We start from the raw sequence: 24067 nt of genomic DNA, 5'->3' as shown, positions 1-24067 counted from the left end.
CGGGGTCAGGCCCCGCCCATCTCTTTACATCAATACTGCGCGGTTTCTTCACCGAACCACTTGACCAGCAGTTCATTCAGCGACCCGTCCGCTTTCATTTCGGTGATGATTGCGTCGAACTTTTCCTTCAGCTCTGTGTCGGATTCACGCAGACCCATGCCGACACCGCCGCCAAGAGGGACATCTGGGCCGACAAACATCAACTCGCCACCAGCCGCTTCGACCAGCGGAGCGAGGTAGTCACGATCAGCAAAGACAGCGTCCGCTTCACCGTTGCGCACGGCGGCGACGGTTTCTTCGGGTGTCGCGAATTCGACCAGAGTTGCACCGCTTTCGGCGATGTAGCCAGCCTGAATGGTCGCCGTTTGCGCCGCCACAACGCCACCTTCCAGATCAACGCCTTCGGCGGCCGCCACATAGGCAGATGCGGTAGGCGGGAAGTAGTCTTGGGTAAAGTCGATGACTTCGTCACGCTCATCTGTGATGCTCATGCCGGCCATGATCGTGTCGTAGTTGGAGGACACGAGGTTAGGAATGATGCTGTCCCAGTCGTTCTTGACCCATTCGCAGGTCAGTTCGGCACGTGCGCAGAGCTCGTCGCCCAGTTCACGCTCGAACCCGTCCACTTCACCGGCATCGTTGATGAAGTTGTAGGGAGGGTATGCGCCCTCGGTGCCCATGCGTACAACGGAGTGGCCGTCTGCCATGGCGAATGTTGCTGTCATAGCGATAGCAACAGTGCTGAGAAGAATGGATTTCATGAGTGATTACTCCCGTTTTTTTGGTTTTAGTTACGCGGCGTGGGTCGCAGAGAGAAACCCGCGCAAACGTTCGGATTTGGGGGCGCCAAACAGATCCTTTGGCGCCCCCTGTTCTTCGATAAGGCCCTGATGCAGGAACACGACGTGGTCAGACACATCGGCGGCCAGTTTCATGTCATGGGTGACGATCAGCATGGTGCGTCCTTCGCCCGCAAGGTCTTTGATCACGCGGATAACTTCCTGTTCCAGTTCAGGGTCAAGCGCGGATGTGGGTTCGTCAAACAGCAGTGCCTCGGGTTCCATGCACAGGGCGCGCGCAATGGCAGCCCGTTGTTGCTGGCCACCCGAAAGCTGGGCCGGGTAGACATCGCATTTGTCCCCAATCCCCACCTTGTCCAGATAGGCACGCGCGGACTTTTCAACCTCGGCCGGGTCGCGGCGCAGAACGGTGACTGGTGCTTCCATCACGTTTTGCAGGATGCTCATATGGGCCCACAGATTGAACTGCTGGAACACCATCGACAGGTTGGTACGGATGCGCAGAACCTGTTTGGGGTCTGCGGGCCGACGGCCGTGGGCCTGCCCGGTCCAAGACACCGGTTCGCCTTTGAACAGCACATCGCCCTGTTGGCAGTCTTCAAGCAGGTTGCAGCATCGTAGCAGCGTGGACTTGCCCGAGCCAGAAGAGCCAATGAGCGATACAACGTCCCCGCGGTTGGCTGTGATGTCGACACCCTTTAAAACTTCCAGCGACCCATAGGCCTTGTGGAGGTTGCGGATTTCGATGACAGGCGGGTTGGTCAATGGGCAGGCTCTATTTTGACAGTCACCGGGTAAAGGGGCGCAAATCGCGGAGCATGTCCACCCTCAAAGTGCGCGAATTTGCTCTGAACTGCCCAATTTGACGTCAGGTGATGGCGTTTTGATCAGGGCAGAGAGGGGATTGGTATGGCGCGATAGGTTTCTTCGGGGATTTTAACAAACCCTTTGAGCATCAAGATTTCGCGGTCCTCAGCGGACAGCCCACTGATGGCGCGTGTCACGGCGGCGGCGATGGGCTTGGGGTCGGCCGTCCGGCTGGTGATAAAAGGCAGCCCGGGCGTGGGCTCGGTGCGCGTGAACGCTTCCAGCCCAGCAAAAACCTGTGGATCGGCGTCATCCCACATGAGGTAGGTGATTGCATCGATCGCCGCGTAATCCGCGTGCCCCGCCAAAACAGCGCGGGCTGAGGCCAGATGGGCGCCGGTTTGCATCGTTTCAGCGGGGCGCAGGCCTAGCTTGGCCAGATGCGCAATCGGTGCGGCCCAGCCCGATTGTGACAAGGGTTCGTTGAAGGCGATTGTTCCGTGGCATGCCAGTTCGCGTAGGTTGCGGGGCTCACCCTTACGCCTGACGATATAGCTGTAGTAGTACCCTTGCGGGCAATCGCGCAGCCCATAGTCAGGCGTCCCCACCAGATGAACCTGATCGAACAGGCGCGCGCGATAGGGCAGTCCGCATGTCTGGGCCAAAACAAGGTCCGGGGATTGCCAGGCTGTCCATGGATCGGTTGATCGGTCTAAATGATCGGGGCCTGAGCCCAGCTCTGCGCGGATCGCGGACCACAACCTGTCATAAGCCGATGCGGCGTGCGGCATGTCATACATGCCGAGAAATGCGATCACTTTGACACGCGTTGACGTGCGCGGGCGCTGTCCGGATCTGATATGCCCAAAAGGTTGGTGACCAGCCGCAACAGAGCGTCTTCTTCCTTGGCGCGTTTTCCGTCAGCCAGCACGACCTTCCACAGCGCCTCGATCACGCCTAGCCTGTCCTCATATGCAACGGCATCTTTGATGGCGCGGGTAAAGCGGACGGTGTCGGGGGCGGCGGCCTCCATCGCTTCGGCCTCGGTGCGCAAGGCTGAGACATCGTCAGGAGACAGCGCATAACGATCCTGCGTGATCTGGTCGATCAGCGCCTTTTCGTCCGTGCTGTAGTGGTTATCGGACCGTGCCACGCGCACCAAAAGAGCGGTGAGGGCCAGACGGGCATCCGCATCCTTGATCGGGATGGGCTGCGGTTGAATCAGTCTGTTGAGGAGATCTTGGAACATACCTTGCATATACGCACGGTCATCTGATTAGCCAAGCGCGCGCGACTTAATCGCCGCACTGTCTTGGGGGGTGATGCCGATGGCTGCCTCAATCTGGTGCAACATGGCCTCTTCGATATCGGCGTGTTCCTCGTCGGCCAGCAGGACCTGCCACATGCAGCGCGCCAGCATAAGGCGATCATCGTAAGGCACTGTTTCCCGCAAAATCTCAGCGTATTCAGGTGTTCCGGGCGCATGCCGTTCCAGCGCTTCGCAGGTGGCGCGCAATTTGGCAGCCTCCAAAGGTTTTAAACCGAAGGTCTGCGACAGGATTTTGTCGATGGCTCCGACCTCGGCTGCCCGGTAATCCCTGTCGGCCATCGCGATGCGCACCAAGAGCGCCCCGAGCGCGAGTTGCGGGGTGGGTTCTGGCAGAGTTGGCGTTTCCTTGGGCCGCTTGGGAAACAGGCGTTCGAACATGGGCCGGGCTCCTCACTTTAATGTGTCAAAGTGAGTTTTCAGTGTTGTGGCTTCGCTCGCAAGTCCAAAGGGCGGGCGAATGACAAAGAGGCCAGAGCCGATCATGCCGTGCCCGGGGCGTGCGGGCGGAAAATGCACTTCGCTACGCAAGCCGTCGGGGTGGTTAATTTCTAATGCTTTCAGCATATTATGATGCGCACCTGATGTCAGGATCGGATACCATAACACGATGATACCAACATTCCATGCCCGGTCGTATTTTTTGATATGGGTGGGAATGGTCTGATAGTCGTCTTTGATTTCAAAGCTCGGATCGATCAGCATCAGGCCTCGACGCGGTGTAGGCGGCAGCATCGAGTGGGCCATGGCGAAGCCGTCGACCTTGCGGCAGGTCGCTGTCGGCAGGGCCAGTTCAAGCTTTAAATGCTCTGTCGGGTGCAGTTCGGCGAGCGTGATGGTGTCCATTTCTCGCAGCGTTTGAACTGCAATAAGAGGTGAGCCGGGATAGGAGGTTTCTCCATGTGTTTCAGTGGTTTGCGCAAGTGAACGCATGTAGGGATGGTCGGGCGAAAACCAGGCCTTGGCCCGCGCAATACCTTGGGCCGCTTCGCCAGTCTTGAGCGCTTCTTCAGCGCTTAGGTCATAGATTGCGCGGCCTGCATGGGTTTCAATGTAGCTGAGCGGTTTGTCCTTGCGGGTGAGGTAGTCGAGCATCCATGCCAACAGGCTATGCTTGTGGACATCCGCGAGGTTTCCGGCGTGATAGATGTGTTGGTAGCTGAGCATGGGGTGGTTATGGGCGCGGACCAGCACACGCGCAACGGTTAACGGCATGTCCTGTGCCAATCTGAGCGAATCATGGGTAACGCCTGTGGGGATGTGCTTGGGCAGGCACAGGCCGTGCTGCCCGAGCCCACAGTGTGCACCGAATGTACACTGTGGGTTCGGTTCGCGCAGCGCACGGTCCTAAGTGTTAGATCAGGGTAAACCGCGCTCAGATGCGCGCATCGGCGAGCGTTGCGTTGTTGTTTACTTTTGCGGCTGCGACCTTACCGAGAGCCGCTTGGTCCGCGTTTCCTCCCCATGCGCCACGTGAGGTAAGCCACCCGCGTAGTCGCTGCCAGAACAAGCACACTAAGGGCGACTTTGGTGGTCAGTTCCATTGTGCCGTCAATCAGGGCTGCGTGGGCGACCGTGGTTGTGGCAATGATCACAGCCAATCCCACGTGCAGACGGCGCCACGTCAGTGGCCGGATACGCAGGCGTCGCCGCAAACTGGCCATCAGCGCAGCGCCGAATACCGCCCACATGGCGATCACGCCCCATAGAGAAAACGGTGTGGGTGAGGACAGCAGCAGGGCATCGACGACATCAGGCGGGCTGGTCAGCCACAGACCGACGACATGTCCGAGTACGGCCAGCAACAACAATGCACCAACCGCGCGGTGCACCTTTCGGCTGTGTGATGGGCCAAGATGTGGCAAATCACCTGCGACCAGCAGTGGCTGGATCAGCAAAAGGCACATGGCCAGAATGCCAGCAAAGCCCGAGGCGATGTAAATGCCGCTGCGCCATTGCAGTTGCGGGCTGAACCCGGCCGCAACAAGAGGCGCGCCAAGGGCAAGAGCCAGCGCGATCCAGATCAGGGCAGTGCGCATGGGCGGACTTTCAGGATTGGACGCCGATCAGACGGGTTGCAGCACGAATTCGACATGCAGCGTGGTGTCGGACGATTTTCGCAACAAGGGGCGCAGGAACACGGTTTGGAAGCCGGCTGTCCCGTATTCATTGTCATAGCCCAGATGCCCGTGCACCTGCCCAAAGGCGGGCACGATTTGAGGCATGTCCATCTGAAACGTCCCGTTGGCATCCGTTAGCGTAGCACCGTGGCTGCGCTGGTCGCGTTCATGTCCTTCGGTGGTGTGCGCCCACATCTGGATGCGCATGCCCGGCAGGGGCGCGCCATCACCGGCGCGGCGCACACTGCCTGTCATCAGGAATCCTCCGCGGCCAATGCGATCCACGATTGGGGCGCCGGGACGGTAGTTGTTGGCGCCGCCGCGCATTGTTGGGGTCGGTTTGACGCCCGCAGCGGTCGCAGGCAGCAGCCCCGCGGTGGGTGTCAGCAGTGCAGCGGCCCCGGTGGCAAGCATGGTGCGGCGGGCAATCGAGGGGGTGGTCATGGACGTGTCTCCTCTGAAAGGTTCAGACAAAAGGTAAGGCCATGACGCACACGATAAACCGCGATAACGGCTTCGTGAAGGGGGCGGCGGTTGGGGTCAGACCAGTCGCGACACGTCCTTGGCTGCGCGCACAAAATCCTCGAACAAGGGGTGCGGTGCGAAGGGTTTTGATTTCAGTTCGGGGTGGAACTGCACGCCGATGAACCACGGGTGATCCGGCCATTCGACAATCTCGGGCAAGCGCCCATCCGGGGACATGCCCGAAAACTTTAGCCCGGCCTTTTCTAACTGGTCGCGGTATTTGATGTCCACCTCGTAGCGGTGGCGATGGCGTTCGTCGATGTTGGTTGTGCGATAGGCGTTTGCCACCCGGCTGCCTTCGGTAAGAACCGCATCATAGGCCCCAAGTCGCATGGTGCCGCCCTTGTCGTCGCCAACTTTGCGTTCGACCTTGTGATTGCCCTGCACCCATTCCTTGAGGTGGTAAACAACAGGTTCGAAACGCTTTTTCCCGGCCTCGTGGTCAAATTCTTCGGAACCGGCGGTTTTGAGGCCTGCCACGTTGCGCGCGGCCTCGATCACCGCCATCTGCATGCCCAGACAAATGCCCAGATAGGGTACATTGCGGGTGCGGGCGAATTCGGCGGCCTTGATTTTACCTTCGGTGCCGCGTTCGCCAAACCCACCGGGCACGAGGATGGCGTGGAACCCTTCGAGATGGGGCGCGGGGTCTTCGCGGTCGAACAGTTCGGCGTCTACCCAATCCACCTTGACCCGGACACGGTTGGCCATGCCACCGTGGGTCAGCGCCTCGGCAATGGATTTGTAGGCATCTTCAAGCTGGGTGTATTTCCCGACGATAGCCACGTTCACAACACCTTCGGCGTTGTGGATGCGGTCGCTGACATCTTCCCATTTGGTCAGGTCGGGTTTTGGGGCAGGCGAGATCTGGAACGCGTCCAACACCGCCTGATCCATACCTTCGCGGTGATAGGCGAGGGGGGCGTCGTAGATGGTGTCGAGGTCTTGGGCCGCAATCACCGACTCGGGGCGCACGTTGCAGAACAGGGCCAGTTTCTCGCGTTCTTTGACCGGGATCGGGCCTTCGGAGCGGCAGACAAGGATGTCAGGCGCGATCCCGATGGAGCGCAGTTCTTTGACCGAGTGCTGGGTGGGTTTGGTTTTCAGCTCACCAGAGGCTTTGATGAAAGGCAGGAGCGTGAGGTGCATGAAGATGCATTGGCCGCGTGGTTTGTCCTGAGAGAACTGGCGGATCGCTTCAAAGAAGGGGAGCCCTTCGATGTCACCGACTGTGCCGCCGATCTCGCAGAGCATGAAATCGACTTCGTCGTCCCCGACCCTGATGAAATCTTTGATTTCGTTGGTCACATGCGGGATCACCTGGATGGTTTTGCCGAGGTAGTCGCCGCGCCGTTCTTTTTCCAGCACGTTGGAGTAGATGCGCCCGGACGATACGGAATCGGTTTTGCGGGCCGCAACGCCGGTGAAACGTTCGTAGTGTCCAAGGTCGAGGTCGGTTTCGGCACCATCATCGGTGACAAACACTTCGCCATGCTCAAAGGGCGACATCGTGCCGGGATCGACGTTCAGATAGGGGTCCAATTTGCGTAGGCGAACTGAGAAACCGCGCGCCTGCAGCAATGCTCCAAGAGCCGCTGATGCGAGACCTTTTCCAAGGGATGAAACAACACCGCCGGTGATGAAAATATAGCGCGCCATATGGTGGGGTCTCCCGTGGTTCTTCTTTGGCAAAAGGCCATTTGCGGGAGGCTTAAAAAAGCGTTCCCCACGGGACCTCAGTATATAAGGATTCGGGTCTAGGGGGCAAGCCATGCGCTACATGATGTTGTAGCGCGTTGTTTGCCCTCAAGATTTCGTTAGTCGGCGCTGGGTACCAGCGGTGCATCATCGCCTGATGTGGGTGGCAACAGGTCGCCACCGGGCGGTACCAGATCGTCAGCTGGTGCGTTTTGCGCAGGTGGCGTGATGCCCAGCTGGTCGATGACAGAGGTCCCGGCCGCTTTTTGCGCCGCGATGATCGTCAGCGTGATCGATGTGATGATGAAGGCAATCGCCAAAATCCACGTCACTTTGCCCAGTGCCGTGCCTGCGGGCCGTCCGGTCGCCGCTCCTCCGCCGCCACCCATGCCCAGACCGCCCCCTTCGGAGCGCTGCATCAGCACCACGGCAATCAGGCCGAGCGCGAGGAACAGGTGGACGATAAGAACGACGTTTTCCATAGAGGGGGATCAAGGCCTTTGCTGCGCGATTGGGGGTATCTATGCAGAAATGCAGTGCCCCGCAAGTCGCCTTTCGCGCCAATGTGACGACGTGACGACCGGGCGGCACATCTGGGGGTGGATTTCCGCAACAACAGAGCGCAGTGTTAGCCCATGCCTCATGATCATTCAGACCACGACCACCCTCATTCCTTGTTGCCATCGGACCCTGCGCTGCGGGTCAAGGCGCTGGAAACCATCCTGACGCAAAAGGGCCTAGTTGACCCTGCTGCACTGGATGAAATCATCGACACTTACGAAAACCGTATCGGCCCGCGCAACGGGGCCGAGGTTGTCGCCCGCGCATGGAGCGATCCTGAATTCAAGGCGGGGTTGCTGGAAAATGCGGACCCTTTGCTGGCCGAGCTTGGGTTTTATGGTCGTCAGGGCGAGCATATGGTGGTGGTCGAAAACACCGACGACGTGCACAACATGGTCGTTTGCACGCTGTGTTCTTGTTACCCGTGGCCGCTTCTCGGCATTCCGCCGGGGTGGTACAAATCCGACGCTTACCGTGCCCGCGCCGTGCGCGAACCGCGCAAAGTTCTGGCCGAGTTTGGCGTAACCTTGCCTGAGGGCTGCGCTGTAAGGGTGTGGGATTCGACTGCTGAAGTGCGTTATCTTGTCTTGCCGCAAAGGCCCAAAGACACTGACGGACTGGATGCCAGTGCTTTGGCCGATCTGGTCAGCCGGGATTCGATGATTGGCTGCGGCCTTGCAGGTGCGTCATGACCCGCGTCCATGACATGGGGGGACGTTTTGGCGATGGTCCGGTGACCCCGGAACCTGAAAACGTGAAATTCCACGCCGACTGGCACCCGCGCGCTCTGGCCCTGACTTTGGCCTGTGGGTCGCTGGGATTGTGGAATATCGATGTGTCGCGTCATGCGCGTGAAGGCCTTGCGCCAAAGGACTATGCCCGCTTTGCATATTACGAGAAATGGATTGCGGCTCTGGCGGATTTGTTGGTCGAGACCGGTGCGTTGACCGCAGATGAGCTGGCCGCAGGCCAAGCGCAGGCAGACAGCCCGCTGGCGAAAAAAATGCTTAAGGCAGAAGCAGTGGCAGGGGTTCTTGCCCGCGGAGGACCGGCAGACCGGCCAAGCAATGTCGCACCGCGTTTTGCTGTTGGTGACCGCGTGCGTCTGCGTGCGCACCCTGAGAACGTGACCGTGCCGGGTGGGCATACGCGCCTGCCTGCCTACGCAGCAGGATCGCAGGCCAGCATCGTACGAATGCATGGCAGCCACGTGCTGCCCGACAGCAACGCGCACCATTTGGGCGAAGCGCCCGAGCCGCTATACGCCGTAGCATTACGCGCGGCAGACATCTGGGCCCACCCCGAACATCCAGACGACGAGGTAATCCTTGATGTGTGGGACAGCTATCTGGAACCGGCATGAGGCCAGAACCCGCATTCGAGGCCCCGTGGCACGCGCAGTTGTTCGCTCTGACTGTTCACCTTAACGAAGCGGGTGTTTTTGCGTGGGCTGACTGGGCGGCGCGGTTTGGCGCGACACTCAAGACGCACGGGTTGGCCCGAGACCTGAACGGTGGAGATGATTATTTTGCGGCCTGGCTGGAGACGCTGGAAGGTCTCTTGGCAGATCAGGAGATTGCTGCCCCAGAAGACGTGAAAGCGATGCGAGCGGCATGGGAGGCAGCGTATCTGCGCACGGAACACGGCGCGCCGGTTACGCTCAAGTCCTGAGCCAACCGGACGCCACAGCCCGGCCACGCTAGCCTACTTCATCTTTTTGACGTCTTTTTCCATTTTTGAGAGAAGCTTTTTCTTTTCTTTAATCATTTTTTTCATTTCCTTGAGATGGCCTTGCATCTCCTTGGATTCCGCAACTTCCTTATCCATTTCATTAATTTGCTTCTCTTCTACTTGGAGTTGCCTCATCTGTTCTTTAACAACAATCTCAGGTTTCTTCGCCACTTCAATATCCTCTTCTGGTTTCAAATAAGTCTGCACGCATCACAAATCAGGTAAGCGTGCTCGTACCACGTTTAGCCAAGGCACTACGATCCGCAACGTCTGTCAACAGTTGCATTCGGGCCTGTTTATTCGTCCACATCGTCCATATCGGCCTGACCGGAAAGAGCGCGGCGCACATGGCTCCAACTGAGCCCGATTCCCAGAACAACTGACAAGGCGAGGAGGCCAAGCCACGTGTTTAATCCCGGGTTGTCGAGGCTGACGAGACCCAGATCATAAAACACCCACAGGATGGCCCCGACCAACGCCAGAACCAACATCATGCCAAACGGACCGATCGAGCGCAGCGTCGCGCGCAGGTAAATTATATAGCCCACGACCAGTATCAGCCCGACAAGCACGGCGATCGATAGGTTCATCGACCCGTATTCAAGTACCCAGCGGACGTAGTTGAATTCAGTCGGATTATAAGTCGCCGCCAGCAAGCCGAACGCAAAAAGCCAGCGCCAGAAAAATCCCGTCATGATGTGCGGCGCCGATCCATGTCGTGGCGTCATGCCGGGAAATTTCGCCAATCTCAAGCTTGGGACTCCTCCGGCCGCGGCATTTTGGGTCAGAAGAAACTCAGATATCGGTTTGCCTCTGCCGGCGGCATCGCTATACCGACGCGGGTTTCATCAGAAAGGGTCCATCATGGCCAACGTAGTGGTTGTCGGCGCGCAGTGGGGCGATGAGGGCAAAGGTAAGATTGTTGACTGGCTGAGCGAACGGGCCGATGTGATTGCCCGTTTTCAGGGCGGGCACAATGCGGGTCACACTCTGGTCATCGATGGCACGGTATATAAATTGCATGCGCTGCCATCGGGTGTGGTGCGTGGCGGCAAGCTGAGTGTGATCGGTAATGGCGTTGTCCTTGATCCTTGGCATTTGCTGAAAGAGATCGAGACGATCCGCGCGCAAGGTGTCGAGATCACACCTGAGACGTTGATGATTGCGGAAAACACGCCTCTGATCCTGCCGATTCACGGCGAATTGGATCGCGCCCGCGAAGCACAAAATTCGGTGGCCAAGATTGGCACCACAGGTCGCGGCATTGGCCCGGCCTATGAGGACAAGGTTGGTCGCCGCGTCGTGCGTGTCGCGGACCTTGCCGATCCGGCCACACTTGAGTTGCGCGTGGATCGTGCGTTGGTGCACCACGACGCATTGCGTCGCGGTCTGGGGCTGCCACCTGTGGACCGGGATGCGCTGCTGGCAAGCCTGAACGAGGTTGCGCCGCGTATTCTGGAATATGCAGCCCCCGTCTGGAAGGCGATGAACGAGGCCCGCCGCGCAGGTAAACGTATTCTGTTTGAAGGGGCGCAGGGCGCGCTTTTGGATATTGATTTTGGCACGTATCCCTTTGTGACCTCGTCCAATGTCATCGCCGGTCAGGCTGCGACCGGTGTCGGCGTCGGTCCTGGGGCCATCGACTTTGTTCTCGGCATCGTCAAAGCCTACACCACTCGCGTGGGCGAAGGGCCGTTTCCAACCGAGTTGGAGGACGAAGACGGGCAGCGTCTGGGCGAGCGGGGACATGAGTTTGGCACAACAACCGGGCGTAAACGCCGTTGTGGTTGGTTTGATGCCTGCCTTGTGCGCCAGACCTGTGCGACCAGCGGCGTGAACGGTATTTCGTTGACCAAACTGGATGTATTGGACGGCTTTGAGGTGCTCAAAATTTGCGTCGGATACGAGCTTGATGGCAAGACGCTTGATTACCTGCCCACGGCTGCCGATCAACAGGCCCGCTGCACACCTGTCTATGAAGAGATGCCGGGCTGGTCGGATTCGACCGAAGGCGCACGTAGCTGGGCCGACCTGCCTGCAAACGCCATCAAATACGTGCGCCGCGTCGAAGAGTTGATCGATTGCCCCGTGGCTCTACTTTCAACCTCACCCGAACGGGAAGACACGATCCTTGTCCGCGATCCTTTTGCTGACTGAGTGAGGTCCTGATGGCGCTGCGTTACAAGACCCGGAAATGGCTGGCTCTGCTGATACTGGTGGTGGCCTTGCCACTATACATCATCGTGGCACTGAACGTGGTTTCAGCGTTTGAGCGCCCATCGATCCTTGTAGAGCTGTTGATCTATGTGGTGCTGGGCGTAATCTGGGCGTTCCCGCTCAAGTTTGTGTTCAAGGGGATTGGACAGCCTGACCCGGACGGATGATCTGGTTTTGATTGGCCGATTGGGTCCTGTCGTCCTGTTGTGACGCGATTGAAAACCCAATCCCTCGGGCCCCTCACCAAAAGATCACAAGCTCTGTCAGGCGGATGTGGTCCATGGCGGAATCGACTGACCCAAGGCTGCGACTGTGCACTGCATTGAGCAATGCATTTGGTCGTTCATTCGTTCACGGTTTAGCGTCGGGAGTTGTCGCGGTAGTCTGGATTGGGCCGAAAGCTGTCGATGGGGTTTACCTATCAAAGCAAAATCTTCGAGACTAAGTTTCCCTCAGTACTATGCTCAACAACGACCTGCCTTGATAGCTGTTTGCGTTTTCTACAAAGAGAAGACTGTCACAACATCGGATGAGCCGCCCACACTCCATGTTATTGCGCAATGCGAGGGAACGCGGAAAGCTCTCAGCGTGCGTTTGACAGACTTTTTGGACAAGCATTTGAAGTAGTAGAGAACGTCAGCGAAAATTGGCGGCAACTTTGTTCTTCAAGGCACAAATAAATGCTATGCCCTTTCAAACAAAAAAGGCGCCCGAACAGAGGCGCCTTTTTCATTTGATGTGATATCGAACTTAACCCGCAGCGCGTTGCTCTGGGCGATAGCCGATGTCGCTGGTGACGGCGAAACGGCCGCCTGAGATTTTTTCGATCTTACCTGCGCGCAACAGTTGTCCAAAGGAACGCAAGGAGTCTTCGCGGCTGAAGTCTTCTTTTTCGATCTGGCGCACTTTGGTCATCAGTTGTGGGCGCGAGAACTGATCCTGCCCCTCAACAAAGCTGAGGTAGCTGGCTGCCGCTTCCAAAAGCGCGGGCAGGTCGTTTGCGCCCAGTTCTGCGGCATAGTCCGCAAAGTTCTCAGCACTTTGCGTGTCTTGCGCGACCTCTTGGGGGGCGGCAATCCGGCGTGGGCGCACGGGGCCTTTGGGGGCTGCGTCAATGTCAACGCGTTGCTCTGCCACCAGTTTCAGGGGGGCGGGACGCGCAGTTTCGGGACGATCGGCGCGGCTGGTTCCAACTTCGGGGCGGCGCGGTTTGACCACCTCGGCCAGATCAGAGCGGAATGCACCCTCATCCTTGATCGAATCATTGCCGATTTCGGAGTCCGCCTTCTTGGCTTGGACGGCTGCCTTGAGATGGGCAAAGGCGTCGCGGCGATTGGTGCCTTCAGGCTCTTCCATCTGGTTTTCGGCTTCGGCCATCAGGCGTGTCACATCGTCGTCCGGGACATCCAACTGCTTGGACTCGGCGGCGATGGTTGGCTCCGCATCGTCCTCAAGAACCTCGGCCTCTTCGAGGTCTGCGTCCACATCCGCTTGGTCGGCGTCGCTGCCGTCCACAGGGAATTCAGATTCAACCTGCGCCAGTTCTGCCAGCAATTCGGCCTCTTCATGCTCAGAGAGGGTTGAGGCGGTATCTGCTTCGGCATCCTCATCCTCGACCTGTTCAAGTTGACCGTCGGCAAGGGCTGCGTCGATGTCGGCGCGTTTGACTTTGTACACGCGGGCACGGCGGGGGGAATCTTCGGCTTCGGCTTCGGCTTCGGCTTCATCGGCCTCGGCCGCAACGCTGTCGTCCATTTCCGCTGCAACGTTTTCTTCTTCGCCAGCTTCTGCGCCGCCAAAGAGGTTTTCGCCGTCTCCGCTGACATCGTCAGGCTCTTGGTCCGCGGCCATCAGGGCAGCGAGTGTATCGAGCCCCATGTCTTCTTCTTCCGCGTCGTCGGTTTCGGCAACGGCGGCTTCCTGCGGTGCTTCGGCTACGTCACCGCGGTCAAACCGGGCCAGAAGCGCGCTCAATTCGTCTTCTTCCTGCGCTTCTGTCTCTTCGGCAGCACTTTCCGCGTCATCGATGTCAAACGCGTCCTCGATGTCACGCGCAGCTTGGGCCACGACATCATCCGATGCCGTTGCTTCTTCGTCTGCTGCGATTTCTTCGGACAGAGTGTGGACGTCGCCTTCGGACGGCAGGTCTTCGGCGTGCTCGTCTTCGAACAACTCGTCCTCGTCCTCGTCATCCTGGCTTTGCGACACAACGGCACGAATGCGTTGCAGTTTGGCAGCGATGCTGTCGGCGGCAGGAGCGGCGGGCGCTTCTACTTCGACGGCTTCGACAACGTCTGCGCTGTCTTCTTCGATCTCATCTGCAACCTGATCTTCGGAGGAGGCAAAGAAGGCTTCGGCTTCAGACAGGCTTGGATCATCTTCAGCAGGTATGTCTGCCTCGGCTTCTTCCGGCACGAGTTCAGGTGTTGCTACCTCGTCCTCTTCAGTCAGTTCGAGAACGGCGCTGACTTCCTCGGTCTCTTCTTCGACCTCGGTCTGCACTGCGTCCTCTTCAAGCGTGGCCGCGATGTTCTCAACGGTCACCTCTTGGGGGTCCAATACTGTGTCGGGCGCTGCAGCCTCAGCATCGTCAGCGGCGCTGGCTTCGGCGACGGCCCCGGCAACAACTGCGGCGGCGACCGGTGCTGCGGCGGGCTGTGCGTCTGCTTCGGGCTGGGCTTGCACAGCTTCTTCTGCGGCGTCGGCGGCGCTCAGGACAATGCGTCCATCGTGATGGCGCGCTTCCACACGGCGCGAAATCTCGCGTTCGGCGATGCGCGTCAGCATCTCAGCATCTGGCACGGGTGGTTCGGCGCCAAAGTATCGATCGTCTGCGGCCAGATCGCGGAAATACTCCGCAATCGCCTTCATCGTACCAAAGCTGTCGTCGAAACCTTCCAGCGTGCACGAAAAGGTGCCGTAGGAGACTGTCAGAATTTTGTTATTCATCGTCATCGGATGCTCGTCCTCTGCCTGTTTGCGGAGGGTTGTAGGGTACGATCCCGGACCAAAGCGGCCCGAATCTGTGATTTTTATCGTATCATTTTGAGGCGACATTGTGGTCTGTTTCAGAAAACCGCATTAAAAAGCCATGAAGCAGATGATAATTCAAAGCGCCAATCCCGTGACTCTTTTGGGTGGCGGAGACGCGTTACCGACAGATGTTGAGGCTGCGATGGCCCTTGCGCCGACCTGTGTGGCCGCCGATGGCGGGGCAGAATTGGCTGCGCGCGCGGGGGTTTCACTGGACGCAGTGATTGGGGATTTTGATTCCGTATCACCAGAAACTCTGGCGCTGACCCCCTCGGATCGTCAGCACCACATCGCCGAACAGGACAGCACGGATTTTGACAAGGCGCTGCGCAATATCGATGCGCCTGCTGTGGTTGGGGTCGGGTTTTTGGGCGCGCGGCTGGATCATCAACTGGCGGCACTCAATGTTTTGACGTCGCATCCTGCGTGCGGCTGCGTGCTGTTGGGTGCCACCGAGGTTGTGTTTTTGTGCCCGCCTGCGTTTCGCATCCAGACGGCTTTGGGGGATGTCGTGTCGCTATTTCCAATGGCGCCCGTGTCTGGCAGATCCTCCGGTTTGCAGTGGGAGATTGATGGGCTGGCCCTTGATCCCGTTGGGCAGACCAGCACTTCGAATGCGGCCACGGGGCCGATTGCGCTGACCATGGATCGTCCGGCCATGATCGTGATGCTTCCGCGCCGGTATTTGGGCGCTGTTACGCAGGCGCTGGCGTCTGCGCCTCCATCCGCGCGATGGCCCGCTCGCGTAGAACAATATACAGCCCCGACGCCATCGTGATGCAGATGCCAGTGGCTGCGAGCCCATTGGGCAGATCGGAAAAGATGATCAGGCCGATGATCGTGGCCACGGGGATTTCGAGGTACTGCATCGGCGCAAGGGTGGCCGAAGGTGCAAAGCGCAGTGACCATGTCATCAGCAAGTGCGCAAGTGTTCCGAGGACCCCGATGGCCGCCAGAAGTGCCATTTCCCGGTTGTCGACTTCGACCATTTCCAGAGGGGCAATGCCCGCGCTTTGACTGAACCACAACAGGGGCCCAAGGATAAAGACGGCCATCACGCCGCTTACCGCCTGAAGGCCGATGGGGTCGGTTTCTTTGGCGATTTGCCGTGTCACGAGCATGAAGAACGAAAAGTTCACCGCCACCACAAGCGGCAACAGAGCTGGCCAGCCCACTTCAGCAAAGCTGGGTTGGACGACCAGAAGCGTTCCGATGAACCCAACGATGCACGCAATGAGACGGCGGCTGCCGACCTCTTCGCCCAATACGTATTTTCCCAGTAGCAACATGATGAACGGCATCACGAAGGCAATGGCGACGGCGTCGGCAAGAGGCAGGTATTGCAGGGCTGTGAACATCGCCCCAATTCCAAATATATGCAGCACAGTACGCAAAGCGGTCAGTCGCAGCACCCGGCCACGCATTTTCCACATGCGCCGTCCCAGCCAGACCAGTGGGATCAGGATGATCGCCTGTATGGCAAAACGTACAAGCAGCAGCTCACCCAGCGGAACCGACTGGCCCAGCAGTTTGGCCACCGCGTCCCCCATCGGGGCCACGACGCAGAATCCCAGCATAAGGAAGATGCCAAGCAGAGGGCGGTCTTGGGTCATAAATCGCACCCTAACAGCGGTTCCTAAGGGGGCAATGCAGCAATTGCAGCACGGCTGATGCGGATTGGCGTCAGGTCAAATGTCACCCGCTGACCCTGATTGAGGGCGGTGTTTCAGCAGGGGGATACCGCGTTCTATGGGGCGACGGTGTGGCTGACAGCTTTTTGCAAAATAGCGGCCTTTGCCACTCAAGCCGTTCTCCCGCGCTCGCGAATCCTAGAGCAGCCCTTGCCCCCCATCGCGGCTACATCCGTAATCGCGATGTTAGCAATTCGGCACGTTCACAGCGAGACCACCCAGAGATGTCTCTTTGTACTTCTCGCTCATGTCCGCCCCGGTTTGGCGCATGGTTTCGATGCAGGCATCCAGCGGCACCAGATGGGTGCCGTCGCCGCGCAGGGCGAGGGAAGCCGCACTGACCGCCTTAATCGCGCCCAGGCCGTTGCGTTCAATACAAGGCACCTGAACGAGGCCGCGCACAGGATCGCAGGTCATCCCTAGATGGTGTTCCAGCGCAATCTCGGCGGCGTTTTCGATCTGTTGAGGGGTGCCACCCATTACCGCGCACAGGCCCGCCGCCGCCATGGCCGCTGCACTGCCCACTTCAGCCTGACACCCGGCTTCGGCCCCGGAAATCGAGGCGTTATATTTCACGAGTCCCCCGATCGCGGCGGCGGTCAGGAGGAAATCCTCTATCTGAGATTCGGAACTGCCGGGCACGTGATCGAGGTAGTAGCGCAAGGTTGCAGGCAACACGCCTGCCGCCCCGTTCGTTGGTGCAGTAACAACCTGTCCACCGGCGGCGTTTTCTTCGTTCACGGCCATGGCGTAGACGGCCATCCAATCGTTGATGGTGTGCGGGGCGTTCAGGTTCATGCCCCGTTCGGCCTGCAACTTGTCATGGATATCCTTGGCGCGGCGTTTCACGTTCAGGCCGCCGGGCAGGGTGCCATCAGTGCTCAGGCCACGCTCAAGGCAGTCGTTCATCACTTGCCACAGTCGCCCGGTGCCTGCGCTGAGGCTTTCGGGGGTGCCACGCGACACCTCGTTGGCGCGTTTCATGACTGCGATGGATTTGCCGGAGTTGGTCGACATCTCTAGCATTTCGGCGGCGGATTTGAACGGGTAGGGGACCGGCGCGCCTTCGTCAGTGGCCTTGCCTGCGGCCAGTTCTTCTTCGGTCATCACGAAGCCGCCACCGATGGAATAGAACACCTGCCGTAGGATCACGTCGCCTTGGGCGTCGGTTGCCATCAGGATCATGCCGTTGGCGTGACCGGTCAGGTGGGTGTCATAGTCAAAGGTTAGATCGGTCTTGGGGTCAAAGTGCAGCGGGGGCAGGCCTTCCGGGTGCAGCGTGTGGTCCTTGGCGAGTGCCACGAGTGTCGTTTCGGCCTTGTCTTGGTCGTAGGTGTCGGGAACAAACCCGGCGAGGCCGAGGATCGTGGCGCGGTCCGTTGCGTGCCCCACGCCTGTGAAGGCAAGGCTGCCATGCAAGGAAGCGCGCACGCCGGCGAATTGGAATGGAGAGGCGCGCATCATGTCCAGAAACCGTGCAGCCGCCACCATTGGCCCCATTGTGTGTGAGGAGGACGGGCCGATGCCGACCTTGAACATCTCGAAAACGGACAAAAACATATTAGAGGGCTGATCCTTCGGGTGGGTTTGGGCGCTTGGGGGCCGTGAATGGCTTTGGCCCCAGACCCTCAGCGGTGATGGCGCGGGTCGTTGCCTCGGTCTGCTCCATCCTGCGGGCAAAGTCCATCAGGCGGGGGTGAATGCTCAGGTCAAACCACGCTGGTCCACCATAGAGCGCACACCATCGCAGCAGTGGCGCCAAGTAGCAGGACATGGCCGAAGGTGGCCCTTCGAGCCAGTCGGTGTCTTTTGCTGTCTCAAGCAAGGTGAGAAGTCGGGTGATCCGCTTGCGCGTAGGTCTGCGCAGGTCCTCGTGATCGCCGTCCGTATAAAGATGCGGATAGAACAGCATCCGCTGGCTTGGGTGCAGCGTGTTGCCCAGCCAGACCAGCCATTTGAGCGCTGACGCGTGGTCCGGGCCACGAACCGGCATCAGCGCCCCGTGTTGTTCGTGCAGGTAAAGTAGGATCGCGGTGGTTTCGAACATCACGCCATCGCGGGTTTCCAGCGTCGGGATCAGACCGTTTGGGTTCAAGGCCAGATAGGGTGGGCTGGTTTGGGCGTTGCTGCTGCGATCAACAAGCCGGGTCTCGAACGATTGATCGAGGATGTCGAGCGCGAGCCGAACAATAAGTGAGGCATTATCTGGGGCATAGTGGAGTACGTAGAGCATGGCGCAGGCGATACCACGGACCGAGCCGTGCAACCTGACAAAAGCGACCATTTTTGGAACACACAGCGCCAGCACGGGAAATCTATCGGCCTAAAACCGCCTTTGCCGTGCAAGACCGGTTTCGTATTTTTTTGCGTCTTAGGGGGGGGCTGACCTCCAACCTTTGCACCAACAAGCGCAACGGCCAGACATGTAAAACATTATAGCTTTAGAACTTCCAGCGTGCACCAAACAGAACGGAAGACGCATCACGGTAGGTTTGCGTGGTCTCGCTCAGGCTGTACTCGCGATAGCCCAAATATGCTTCAAGATTGGCAGCGTCAAAGGATTGTACGACACCAATGCCAACAGAGTCAGAGTCAGAGTTCGGTGATGTGGTGTCGCTGCCTGAATAGTAGTCTATCGCCACAGCGGTAGAGCCTATCGAAAACCAATCGGTCTTGTACCCCAACTTGGCATAGCCATAACTTCCCGCTTCGTTGCTGCGACCGGCGGCGACAGTAACGTTGAAGCCGGTGTCATGCAGGAGGCTGAACGAGCCCACGGTGTTATGGCGCGTCACTCCGATGTCAAACTCGGTGCGCGAATAGGCCACCGCTCCGACCATGGTGACGCTGCCAACGTCTCCGGAATAATAAACTCCAAAATCAGAGACTTTGTTATCGACATTCTTAAGGAGCACTTCTTCACCGTAGCTAGCGGACAGTCGGAAGCCGTTAAATGAACGTGTATCATAGCGCACACGGGCCTTACGGCTGCCGTCATAGCTGGCAAAGGCCGCGTTTATGGTCTTAGCTGTCAGAGCGCCCGCTGTTGTGCGGAACGTAAACGCACCGGCAGTGTCGGGGATTGAATTGTATAGAACGAGCGTTGTGCCAGACAGATCTTGGCTTGAAGCTCCGTCGCTCGACATGCTCCCTTGTCCCAAAGAGAACGTGCCGAATTGATCGACATTCCAGATTGCTTCGACCTTGCGGATGTTAGTGCGCCGCCATTCGAATGCATCAGGTTTGATGACTTGGTTCACTCCACCAGACGGGCGCAGACCAAAAGCCGTTTCCAAGTTTATGGCAAAGTCGCCAAAGTCGGCTGGATTGCGATACCATAACCCGATGCGCGAGTTGGAATTGGTGTTGTCCACGATTTCACTCGTGGTCGAGACGCCATCGTCGAATGAAAGATATGCAGGGCTAAACTGGCCATAAATCTGAACAGAGCCGCCGTTTCCGGTGTCATATTTGAGTTCTGCCGCGACCTGGGTTGCACAGACTGCGCAAACAATAGTCGTCAGCACCCGTTTGATAGACGTTTGGTTCATTGGATCACCTCAGGCGGCGAGCGGCCACTCTCACAAAATTTCTGTGTTCAGCCTATTGCGGTAAGAAAATTCAGAAAAGGATCAATCCAACCTTGTCGCGTAAGTAGTACCAAAGCTGGTTGCAGGTGTGTCGCTTTGGCCGCGCTTGAAGCGTTTGGGCGCTGACATCTCTACCCAACCTTAGTTGGGACTTAAATTTCTAAATCCACGTCATGATTAAGGCGATCTTAACCAGGCTAACATTGACTGAGGGCATGAGGAGCTGCCCCATGCGTATGATTCTTGTTCTGCTATCTGTGATTGCCTGCCTGATGCCGTGGCGTATGGCATTGTCGAGCGGTGTGACCCCGCCTTTGGCTACGCCAGTGGATATGACACCAATTCCACCGGATCATTGAAGCCGCGCATGCTGTGCGCGCCTTTTTCAGTGCCTGTGGTCGGGCATAGGTCTGCAAAAGCACCTGTGGCCAAAAGCGGGGTATCAAGGGTGCGCGTCATCCCTTCGCACCGGCTGGCCAGACCCACGGCGGGGCCGGTGGCGGTAAAGTCGAGGCGGCGCGCGGTGCCGACATTACCGTAGATTACCGTGCCAACATGCAGGCCGATGCCAAATTGGATCGGAGGAAGGCCATTGTTTAGACGGGCTTTGTTGGCATGATCGGCGCGCGCGAAGGCCTCTTGGGCGCTGGCAAGGGCGGCCGCACACATGTTCGGGCGCGGGCGTTTGACGTCTTCAAAGGGAAAGATCGCAAGCACGCCGTCGCCGATAAACTTCAGAACTTCGCCGCCGTGTTCGGTGATGGCGGTGGCCACGCAGTCGAAATAGGCATTTACCGTGTCGAGGTAGGTTTGGGTGTCCAGCTCTTGAGACAAGTCCACCGACCCGCGCAGGTCAGAATAGAGGATCGCGCAATCGATCTGCTGGCCGTCGCCACGTTCGATGTGGCCGGACAGGACCTGCTGGCCTGTAATGCGGCCCAGATAGGTCCCCATAAGTTCGTTGGCGACAAAGCGATCATCCGCGATGCGCAGGCATATGCAAAACGGTGCGACCAACCGTTCCAATCCTTCAATGTCAGTTTTGGAGAATCCGGAAAAGCGTTTGGTCGCGAAAGACACCGAGCCGCCTCGGAACGATTTACCATAGGTGTCAAACAATTCCTGGCGGTGGCCATAGGTCCGACCAGCCGCGAAGTAGGCCGTGATCCCTTGTTCTGCGAGATCCGCAAAAAGGGGATAGCGGGCCACGTCGGCGGGGTCGGTCAGGTCGGCAAAGATGCGGTCTGTTTCTCCGCGTGACATGGTGCCAAATGGGGCATTGAATTCTGTCATCCCGCGGACGACGTCGCGGGTCAGTGCATTGGTCTCGACCTTGCCTGTTTCGCGGTCCCAGGCCATATCCATCAATCCGATGACAGGGTGTAGCACGGTGCGCCCAACACTCACGCGAGCCAATGGGACCCCGCCATCGACCAAACGAGTGCACAGTTCGCTGACTGTGGACTCAATGCTTTCGTCACCGAGGGCACGGTCCAGCAAACATGCGATGATGTTGTCAAAAAGGTCGGCCACCTGCGATGTGCCTCATTGTGCAAAAGCTTTGTCATGTTTGTTTCGCAGATTAAGCGGATTGTCACGCCTTGGCGGTTTTTTGTCCGGCTATAGGGGTCGCAACAGTGCAGACGTACCTCTATAACGCCATGACCATTCGGGGAGTCGCCACATTATGACCGGAGAACTGTCGCCCATCGACAAGGCCAAATTTGTCGCTGCCAAACGTGCTGCAGACTATGTCGAGGATGGAATGCGTGTCGGTCTTGGGACCGGGTCAACCGCGGCATGGCTGGTGCGTTGCCTTGGTGATCAGGTGCGCGATGGTGGCCTGCGCTTCAAAGGCGTGCCGACGTCTTCTCGTACCGCTGATCTGGCCCGGAAGGTTGGCATCGAGGTGATCAGCCTTGATGAAGCCAAATGGCTCGACCTCACCATTGACGGCGCGGACGAGTTTGACGGTGATCTGAACCTGATCAAAGGCGGGGGCGGAGCCCTGTTGCAGGAAAAGATCGTAGCGACGGCTTCGGATCAAATGGTTGTGATTGCCGACATCGGCAAAGAGGTCGAACATCTGGGGGCTTTCCCGCTCCCGATCGAGGTGATCCCCTTTGGCTGGCAGACCACGCAGGCGCTGGTCGAAGAGACCCTGATTTCCATGGATGTTCTGGGCCGCAAATCGTCTATGCGTATGAATGGCGACCGCCCCTTTATCACCGATGAGGGCAACTACATTCTGGATCTGAGTTTGCAGCGCATCGGCAATCCCCGTCAACTCGCACTTGTGATCAACCAGATGCCGGGCGTGGTTGAAAACGGGTTGTTCATTGATATTTGTGACGCGGTTGTCGTTGGCTATGGCGACGGTCGTGTTGAGACGCGCGACATCAATGAAGGCACCGTTGAGCAGGACCGGATTGATTTTATTGAGACGGACAACCTGTTCAAGGACCTGGCAGAGTAGGAAAGCCCCCCAATGGCGGATTATGATTACGACCTTTTTGTCATCGGCGGTGGGTCGGGCGGCGTTCGCGCGGCGCGCGTCGCGGCAGGAGACGTCGGCGCCCGTGTGGCGCTGGCGGAAGAAGACCGCTATGGCGGCACCTGCGTGATCCGTGGCTGCGTGCCCAAGAAACTGATGGTTTTTTCCAGCGAATTTTCCAAGATGCCCAGCCTCGGCCGTGGATACGGATGGGACATACAAGACGGTAGTTTTGACTGGTCGGTGTTTTGTGGGCACATGAACGAAGAACTGGACCGGTTGGAGGGCATATACCGCTCTTTGCTCAAGAATTCAGGGGTCGATACGTTTGATGCCCGCGCCCGTCTGAAGGACGCGCATACGATCGAACTTTCTAACGGCGAGACACGAACAGCCAAGACCATCCTGATCGCGAGTGGCGGTCATCCCGTCCGGCCTGACATTCCCAACGCGCATCTTGGCATCGTCAGCGACGACATCTTTCATCTTGAGGCCTTGCCCAAGTCTATCCTGATCGTTGGAGGCGGATACATCGCGTGCGAATTTGCCTGCATTCTCAACGGTCTTGGTGTCGAGGTAACGCAATACTATCGGGGGGCTCAAATCCTGCGTGGGTTTGATGATGAGGCGCGCGGGTTGATCGCAGAGTCGATGCGGGAACAGGGGATTGACCTAAAACTGGGCACCAACATTGTTGAGATGGCCCCAGCCAGCGCGGACCATTCTGCCTCTGCTGCGACGGCAACGGATGCAGCTATGGGTGCGACCGCTCAGCAATCAGTCGAGCTCGGCTCAAGCGCCAAAGGCGCGCAGGGACCGGTATGGGTAAAGCCAACGAGTGGCGCGCCGCGTGAATTCGACGTGGTGCTGTTTGCCACGGGCCGGGACCCAAATAGCCGTGATTTGGGTCTGGAGGACCTAGGGATCGAAATTGGTCGGCGTGGTGAGATCATCGTTGACGAATTTTCAAAGACCGGCGCTGACAGCGTCTATGCCATCGGTGATGTGACCAACCGGGTGAACCTGACCCCGGTTGCCATTCGCGAGGGCATGGCCTTTGTCGAGACAGTGTTCAAAGACAACCCAACGGCCGTGGATCACGAGCTGATCCCGTCTGCTGTTTTTACCCAACCCGAAATGGGCACTGTGGGTCTGAGCGAAGAAGACGCGCGCGAGAAGGAAGAGATCGAAGTCTACTGCACATCCTTCCGCCCGATGCGCACGGCCTTTGCCGGTCAACCTGATCGCGTCTTGATGAAACTTGTGGTCAGCAAAGTCAACCGCACAGTTTTGGGCTGTCACATCGTCGCACCCGACGCGGGTGAAATGATCCAATTGGCCGGGATTGCAATAAAAATGGGCGCAACCAAAGAGGATTTCGATCGGACGGTTGCGGTTCACCCCACAATGTCCGAAGAGATCGTAACTATGAAGACACCCATGCGGACTGCTTGAATTCTCGGGAGAAAAGCA

General features: G+C 58.3%; 26 protein-coding genes. 8 read left to right on the top strand and 18 right to left on the bottom strand.

The window, feature by feature from the left end; genetic code table 11:
• Positions 1 to 29: 29 nt before the first annotated feature.
• The 10 genes from DHN60_RS09275 to secG all read right to left on the bottom strand — a co-directional run bounded on the left by DHN60_RS09275 (position 30) and on the right by secG (position 7759).
• A complete protein-coding gene (locus tag DHN60_RS09275) occupies positions 30 to 761 on the bottom strand; it encodes a transporter substrate-binding domain-containing protein (RefSeq protein ID WP_108837021.1) in 732 nt (243 codons plus the stop codon).
• A 30-nt stretch (positions 762 to 791) separates the two neighbouring features.
• Complete coding sequence (locus DHN60_RS09270) at positions 792 to 1565, bottom strand: ABC transporter ATP-binding protein (RefSeq protein WP_108837020.1); 774 nt, start codon at positions 1563 to 1565, stop codon at positions 792 to 794.
• Positions 1566 to 1687: 122 nt separating this feature from the next.
• Positions 1688 to 2425, bottom strand: coding sequence for a phosphate/phosphite/phosphonate ABC transporter substrate-binding protein (locus DHN60_RS09265; protein WP_108837019.1), 738 nt, complete (start codon positions 2423 to 2425; stop codon positions 1688 to 1690).
• Entirely contained in the window at positions 2422 to 2856 is a 435-nt protein-coding gene (locus DHN60_RS09260) for a TerB family tellurite resistance protein (RefSeq protein ID WP_108837018.1), read from the bottom strand. Before DHN60_RS09260 ends, DHN60_RS09265 begins: the two co-directional genes overlap by 4 nt.
• A gap of 27 nt (positions 2857 to 2883) precedes the next feature.
• Complete coding sequence (locus tag DHN60_RS09255; protein WP_108837017.1) at positions 2884 to 3315, bottom strand: TerB family tellurite resistance protein; 432 nt, start codon at positions 3313 to 3315, stop codon at positions 2884 to 2886.
• A gap of 12 nt (positions 3316 to 3327) precedes the next feature.
• Positions 3328 to 4101: a 23S rRNA (adenine(2030)-N(6))-methyltransferase RlmJ gene (rlmJ, locus tag DHN60_RS09250; RefSeq protein ID WP_108837274.1), complete on the bottom strand. Its 774-nt coding sequence runs from the start codon at positions 4099 to 4101 to the stop codon at positions 3328 to 3330.
• A gap of 263 nt (positions 4102 to 4364) precedes the next feature.
• A complete protein-coding gene (locus DHN60_RS09245) occupies positions 4365 to 4973 on the bottom strand; it encodes a ferric reductase-like transmembrane domain-containing protein (RefSeq protein ID WP_108837016.1) in 609 nt (202 codons plus the stop codon).
• Positions 4974 to 5000: 27 nt separating this feature from the next.
• Positions 5001 to 5498 (bottom strand): twin-arginine translocation pathway signal, encoded by a 498-nt coding sequence (locus tag DHN60_RS09240; protein WP_108837015.1) that lies wholly within the window; start codon positions 5496 to 5498, stop codon positions 5001 to 5003.
• A 96-nt stretch (positions 5499 to 5594) separates the two neighbouring features.
• Complete coding sequence (locus DHN60_RS09235) at positions 5595 to 7238, bottom strand: CTP synthase (protein WP_108837014.1); 1644 nt, start codon at positions 7236 to 7238, stop codon at positions 5595 to 5597.
• Positions 7239 to 7396: 158 nt separating this feature from the next.
• Entirely contained in the window at positions 7397 to 7759 is a 363-nt protein-coding gene (gene secG / locus DHN60_RS09230) for a preprotein translocase subunit SecG (RefSeq protein WP_108837013.1), read from the bottom strand.
• A 153-nt stretch (positions 7760 to 7912) separates the two neighbouring features.
• Between secG and nthA the strand changes: the two genes are divergently transcribed.
• Genes nthA through DHN60_RS09215 form a run of 3 tightly spaced genes read left to right on the top strand, consistent with a single transcriptional unit; the run spans position 7913 to position 9509 of the window.
• Positions 7913 to 8530: a nitrile hydratase subunit alpha gene (nthA, locus tag DHN60_RS09225; protein WP_108837012.1), complete on the top strand. Its 618-nt coding sequence runs from the start codon at positions 7913 to 7915 to the stop codon at positions 8528 to 8530.
• Positions 8527 to 9201, top strand: coding sequence for a nitrile hydratase subunit beta (nthB, locus tag DHN60_RS09220; protein ID WP_108837011.1), 675 nt, complete (start codon positions 8527 to 8529; stop codon positions 9199 to 9201). Before nthA ends, nthB begins: the two co-directional genes overlap by 4 nt.
• Positions 9198 to 9509 carry a nitrile hydratase accessory protein gene (locus tag DHN60_RS09215; protein WP_108837010.1) on the top strand — a complete coding sequence of 104 codons (312 nt, stop codon included), beginning with the start codon at positions 9198 to 9200 and terminating at the stop codon, positions 9507 to 9509. Before nthB ends, DHN60_RS09215 begins: the two co-directional genes overlap by 4 nt.
• A gap of 33 nt (positions 9510 to 9542) precedes the next feature.
• Here the strand turns inward: DHN60_RS09215 and DHN60_RS09210 are convergent, their stop codons facing one another.
• Both DHN60_RS09210 and DHN60_RS09205 read right to left on the bottom strand, forming a co-directional pair.
• Positions 9543 to 9764 carry a hypothetical protein gene (locus DHN60_RS09210; RefSeq protein WP_159089160.1) on the bottom strand — a complete coding sequence of 74 codons (222 nt, stop codon included), beginning with the start codon at positions 9762 to 9764 and terminating at the stop codon, positions 9543 to 9545.
• A gap of 101 nt (positions 9765 to 9865) precedes the next feature.
• Positions 9866 to 10264, bottom strand: a complete 399-nt coding sequence (locus tag DHN60_RS09205) for a DUF6524 family protein (protein ID WP_108837273.1) — start codon at positions 10262 to 10264, stop codon at positions 9866 to 9868.
• Between the two features lie 169 nt (positions 10265 to 10433).
• On the opposite strand from DHN60_RS09205, the gene DHN60_RS09200 reads away from it, so the two are divergent.
• On the top strand, positions 10434 to 11726 hold the full coding sequence (locus DHN60_RS09200) for an adenylosuccinate synthase (protein WP_108837272.1): 1293 nt from the start codon (positions 10434 to 10436) through the stop codon (positions 11724 to 11726).
• 11 nt (positions 11727 to 11737) lie between these two features.
• Positions 11738 to 11953 (top strand): DUF2842 domain-containing protein, encoded by a 216-nt coding sequence (locus DHN60_RS09195; RefSeq protein WP_108837008.1) that lies wholly within the window; start codon positions 11738 to 11740, stop codon positions 11951 to 11953.
• Between the two features lie 583 nt (positions 11954 to 12536).
• Here DHN60_RS09195 and DHN60_RS09190 read toward each other — a convergent pair.
• Positions 12537 to 14741, bottom strand: a complete 2205-nt coding sequence (locus tag DHN60_RS09190; protein ID WP_108837271.1) for a hypothetical protein — start codon at positions 14739 to 14741, stop codon at positions 12537 to 12539.
• A 136-nt stretch (positions 14742 to 14877) separates the two neighbouring features.
• Between DHN60_RS09190 and DHN60_RS09185 the strand changes: the two genes are divergently transcribed.
• Positions 14878 to 15597, top strand: coding sequence for a thiamine diphosphokinase (locus DHN60_RS09185; RefSeq protein WP_108837007.1), 720 nt, complete (start codon positions 14878 to 14880; stop codon positions 15595 to 15597).
• Here the strand turns inward: DHN60_RS09185 and DHN60_RS09180 are convergent.
• The 5 genes from DHN60_RS09180 to DHN60_RS09160 form a co-directional block, all read right to left on the bottom strand.
• The gene (locus DHN60_RS09180) at positions 15515 to 16432 is read right to left on the bottom strand and encodes a DMT family transporter (RefSeq protein WP_108837006.1); all 918 of its coding nucleotides are present in this window, start codon (positions 16430 to 16432) and stop codon (positions 15515 to 15517) included. The two genes, DHN60_RS09185 and DHN60_RS09180, sit on opposite strands and share 83 nt — an antisense overlap.
• A 264-nt stretch (positions 16433 to 16696) precedes the next feature.
• Entirely contained in the window at positions 16697 to 18070 is a 1374-nt protein-coding gene (locus DHN60_RS09175; protein WP_108837005.1) for an L-serine ammonia-lyase, read from the bottom strand.
• Between the two features lies 1 nt (position 18071).
• Positions 18072 to 18794, bottom strand: coding sequence for a glutathione S-transferase family protein (locus DHN60_RS09170; protein ID WP_234423586.1), 723 nt, complete (start codon positions 18792 to 18794; stop codon positions 18072 to 18074).
• 157 nt (positions 18795 to 18951) lie between these two features.
• Positions 18952 to 20061, bottom strand: a complete 1110-nt coding sequence (locus DHN60_RS09165; protein ID WP_108837004.1) for a porin — start codon at positions 20059 to 20061, stop codon at positions 18952 to 18954.
• Between the two features lie 357 nt (positions 20062 to 20418).
• Complete coding sequence (locus DHN60_RS09160; RefSeq protein ID WP_108837003.1) at positions 20419 to 21633, bottom strand: adenylate/guanylate cyclase domain-containing protein; 1215 nt, start codon at positions 21631 to 21633, stop codon at positions 20419 to 20421.
• A 154-nt stretch (positions 21634 to 21787) separates the two neighbouring features.
• Here DHN60_RS09160 and rpiA point away from each other — a divergent pair, with 154 nt between their 5' ends.
• Together rpiA and DHN60_RS09150 are read left to right on the top strand one after the other, a co-directional pair.
• Complete coding sequence (gene rpiA / locus DHN60_RS09155; protein WP_108837002.1) at positions 21788 to 22576, top strand: ribose-5-phosphate isomerase RpiA; 789 nt, start codon at positions 21788 to 21790, stop codon at positions 22574 to 22576.
• A gap of 12 nt (positions 22577 to 22588) precedes the next feature.
• The gene (locus DHN60_RS09150) at positions 22589 to 24049 is read left to right on the top strand and encodes an FAD-dependent oxidoreductase (RefSeq protein ID WP_108837001.1); all 1461 of its coding nucleotides are present in this window, start codon (positions 22589 to 22591) and stop codon (positions 24047 to 24049) included.
• Positions 24050 to 24067: the final 18 nt, after the last annotated feature.

Source organism: Tateyamaria sp. Alg231-49, assembly GCF_900143535.1.
In the GTDB taxonomy this organism is placed as follows: Bacteria; Pseudomonadota; Alphaproteobacteria; order Rhodobacterales; family Rhodobacteraceae; genus Tateyamaria.
Note: the sequence above shows the minus strand (reverse complement) of the source record. Positions and strands in the feature narration are given on the sequence as shown.

Coding starts and splice junctions, on each gene's coding strand:
- DHN60_RS09170 (WP_234423586.1), bottom strand. CDS start 18,794: ATGGTCGCTTTTGTCAGGTTGCACGGCTCGGTCCGTGGTATCGCCTGC.
- DHN60_RS09150 (WP_108837001.1), top strand. CDS start 22,589: ATGGCGGATTATGATTACGACCTTTTTGTCATCGGCGGTGGGTCGGGC.
- DHN60_RS09180 (WP_108837006.1), bottom strand. CDS start 16,432: ATGACCCAAGACCGCCCTCTGCTTGGCATCTTCCTTATGCTGGGATTC.
- DHN60_RS09200 (WP_108837272.1), top strand. CDS start 10,434: ATGGCCAACGTAGTGGTTGTCGGCGCGCAGTGGGGCGATGAGGGCAAA.
- DHN60_RS09185 (WP_108837007.1), top strand. CDS start 14,878: ATGAAGCAGATGATAATTCAAAGCGCCAATCCCGTGACTCTTTTGGGT.
- DHN60_RS09240 (WP_108837015.1), bottom strand. CDS start 5,498: ATGACCACCCCCTCGATTGCCCGCCGCACCATGCTTGCCACCGGGGCC.
- DHN60_RS09195 (WP_108837008.1), top strand. CDS start 11,738: ATGGCGCTGCGTTACAAGACCCGGAAATGGCTGGCTCTGCTGATACTG.
- DHN60_RS09275 (WP_108837021.1), bottom strand. CDS start 761: ATGAAATCCATTCTTCTCAGCACTGTTGCTATCGCTATGACAGCAACA.
- nthA (WP_108837012.1), top strand. CDS start 7,913: ATGCCTCATGATCATTCAGACCACGACCACCCTCATTCCTTGTTGCCA.
- DHN60_RS09175 (WP_108837005.1), bottom strand. CDS start 18,070: ATGTTTTTGTCCGTTTTCGAGATGTTCAAGGTCGGCATCGGCCCGTCC.
- DHN60_RS09205 (WP_108837273.1), bottom strand. CDS start 10,264: ATGACGGGATTTTTCTGGCGCTGGCTTTTTGCGTTCGGCTTGCTGGCG.
- DHN60_RS09165 (WP_108837004.1), bottom strand. CDS start 20,061: ATGAACCAAACGTCTATCAAACGGGTGCTGACGACTATTGTTTGCGCA.
- rlmJ (WP_108837274.1), bottom strand. CDS start 4,101: ATGCTCAGCTACCAACACATCTATCACGCCGGAAACCTCGCGGATGTC.
- DHN60_RS09245 (WP_108837016.1), bottom strand. CDS start 4,973: ATGCGCACTGCCCTGATCTGGATCGCGCTGGCTCTTGCCCTTGGCGCG.
- rpiA (WP_108837002.1), top strand. CDS start 21,788: ATGACCGGAGAACTGTCGCCCATCGACAAGGCCAAATTTGTCGCTGCC.
- secG (WP_108837013.1), bottom strand. CDS start 7,759: ATGGAAAACGTCGTTCTTATCGTCCACCTGTTCCTCGCGCTCGGCCTG.
- nthB (WP_108837011.1), top strand. CDS start 8,527: ATGACCCGCGTCCATGACATGGGGGGACGTTTTGGCGATGGTCCGGTG.
- DHN60_RS09260 (WP_108837018.1), bottom strand. CDS start 2,856: ATGTTCCAAGATCTCCTCAACAGACTGATTCAACCGCAGCCCATCCCG.
- DHN60_RS09255 (WP_108837017.1), bottom strand. CDS start 3,315: ATGTTCGAACGCCTGTTTCCCAAGCGGCCCAAGGAAACGCCAACTCTG.
- DHN60_RS09235 (WP_108837014.1), bottom strand. CDS start 7,238: ATGGCGCGCTATATTTTCATCACCGGCGGTGTTGTTTCATCCCTTGGA.
- DHN60_RS09190 (WP_108837271.1), bottom strand. CDS start 14,741: ATGACGATGAATAACAAAATTCTGACAGTCTCCTACGGCACCTTTTCG.
- DHN60_RS09215 (WP_108837010.1), top strand. CDS start 9,198: ATGAGGCCAGAACCCGCATTCGAGGCCCCGTGGCACGCGCAGTTGTTC.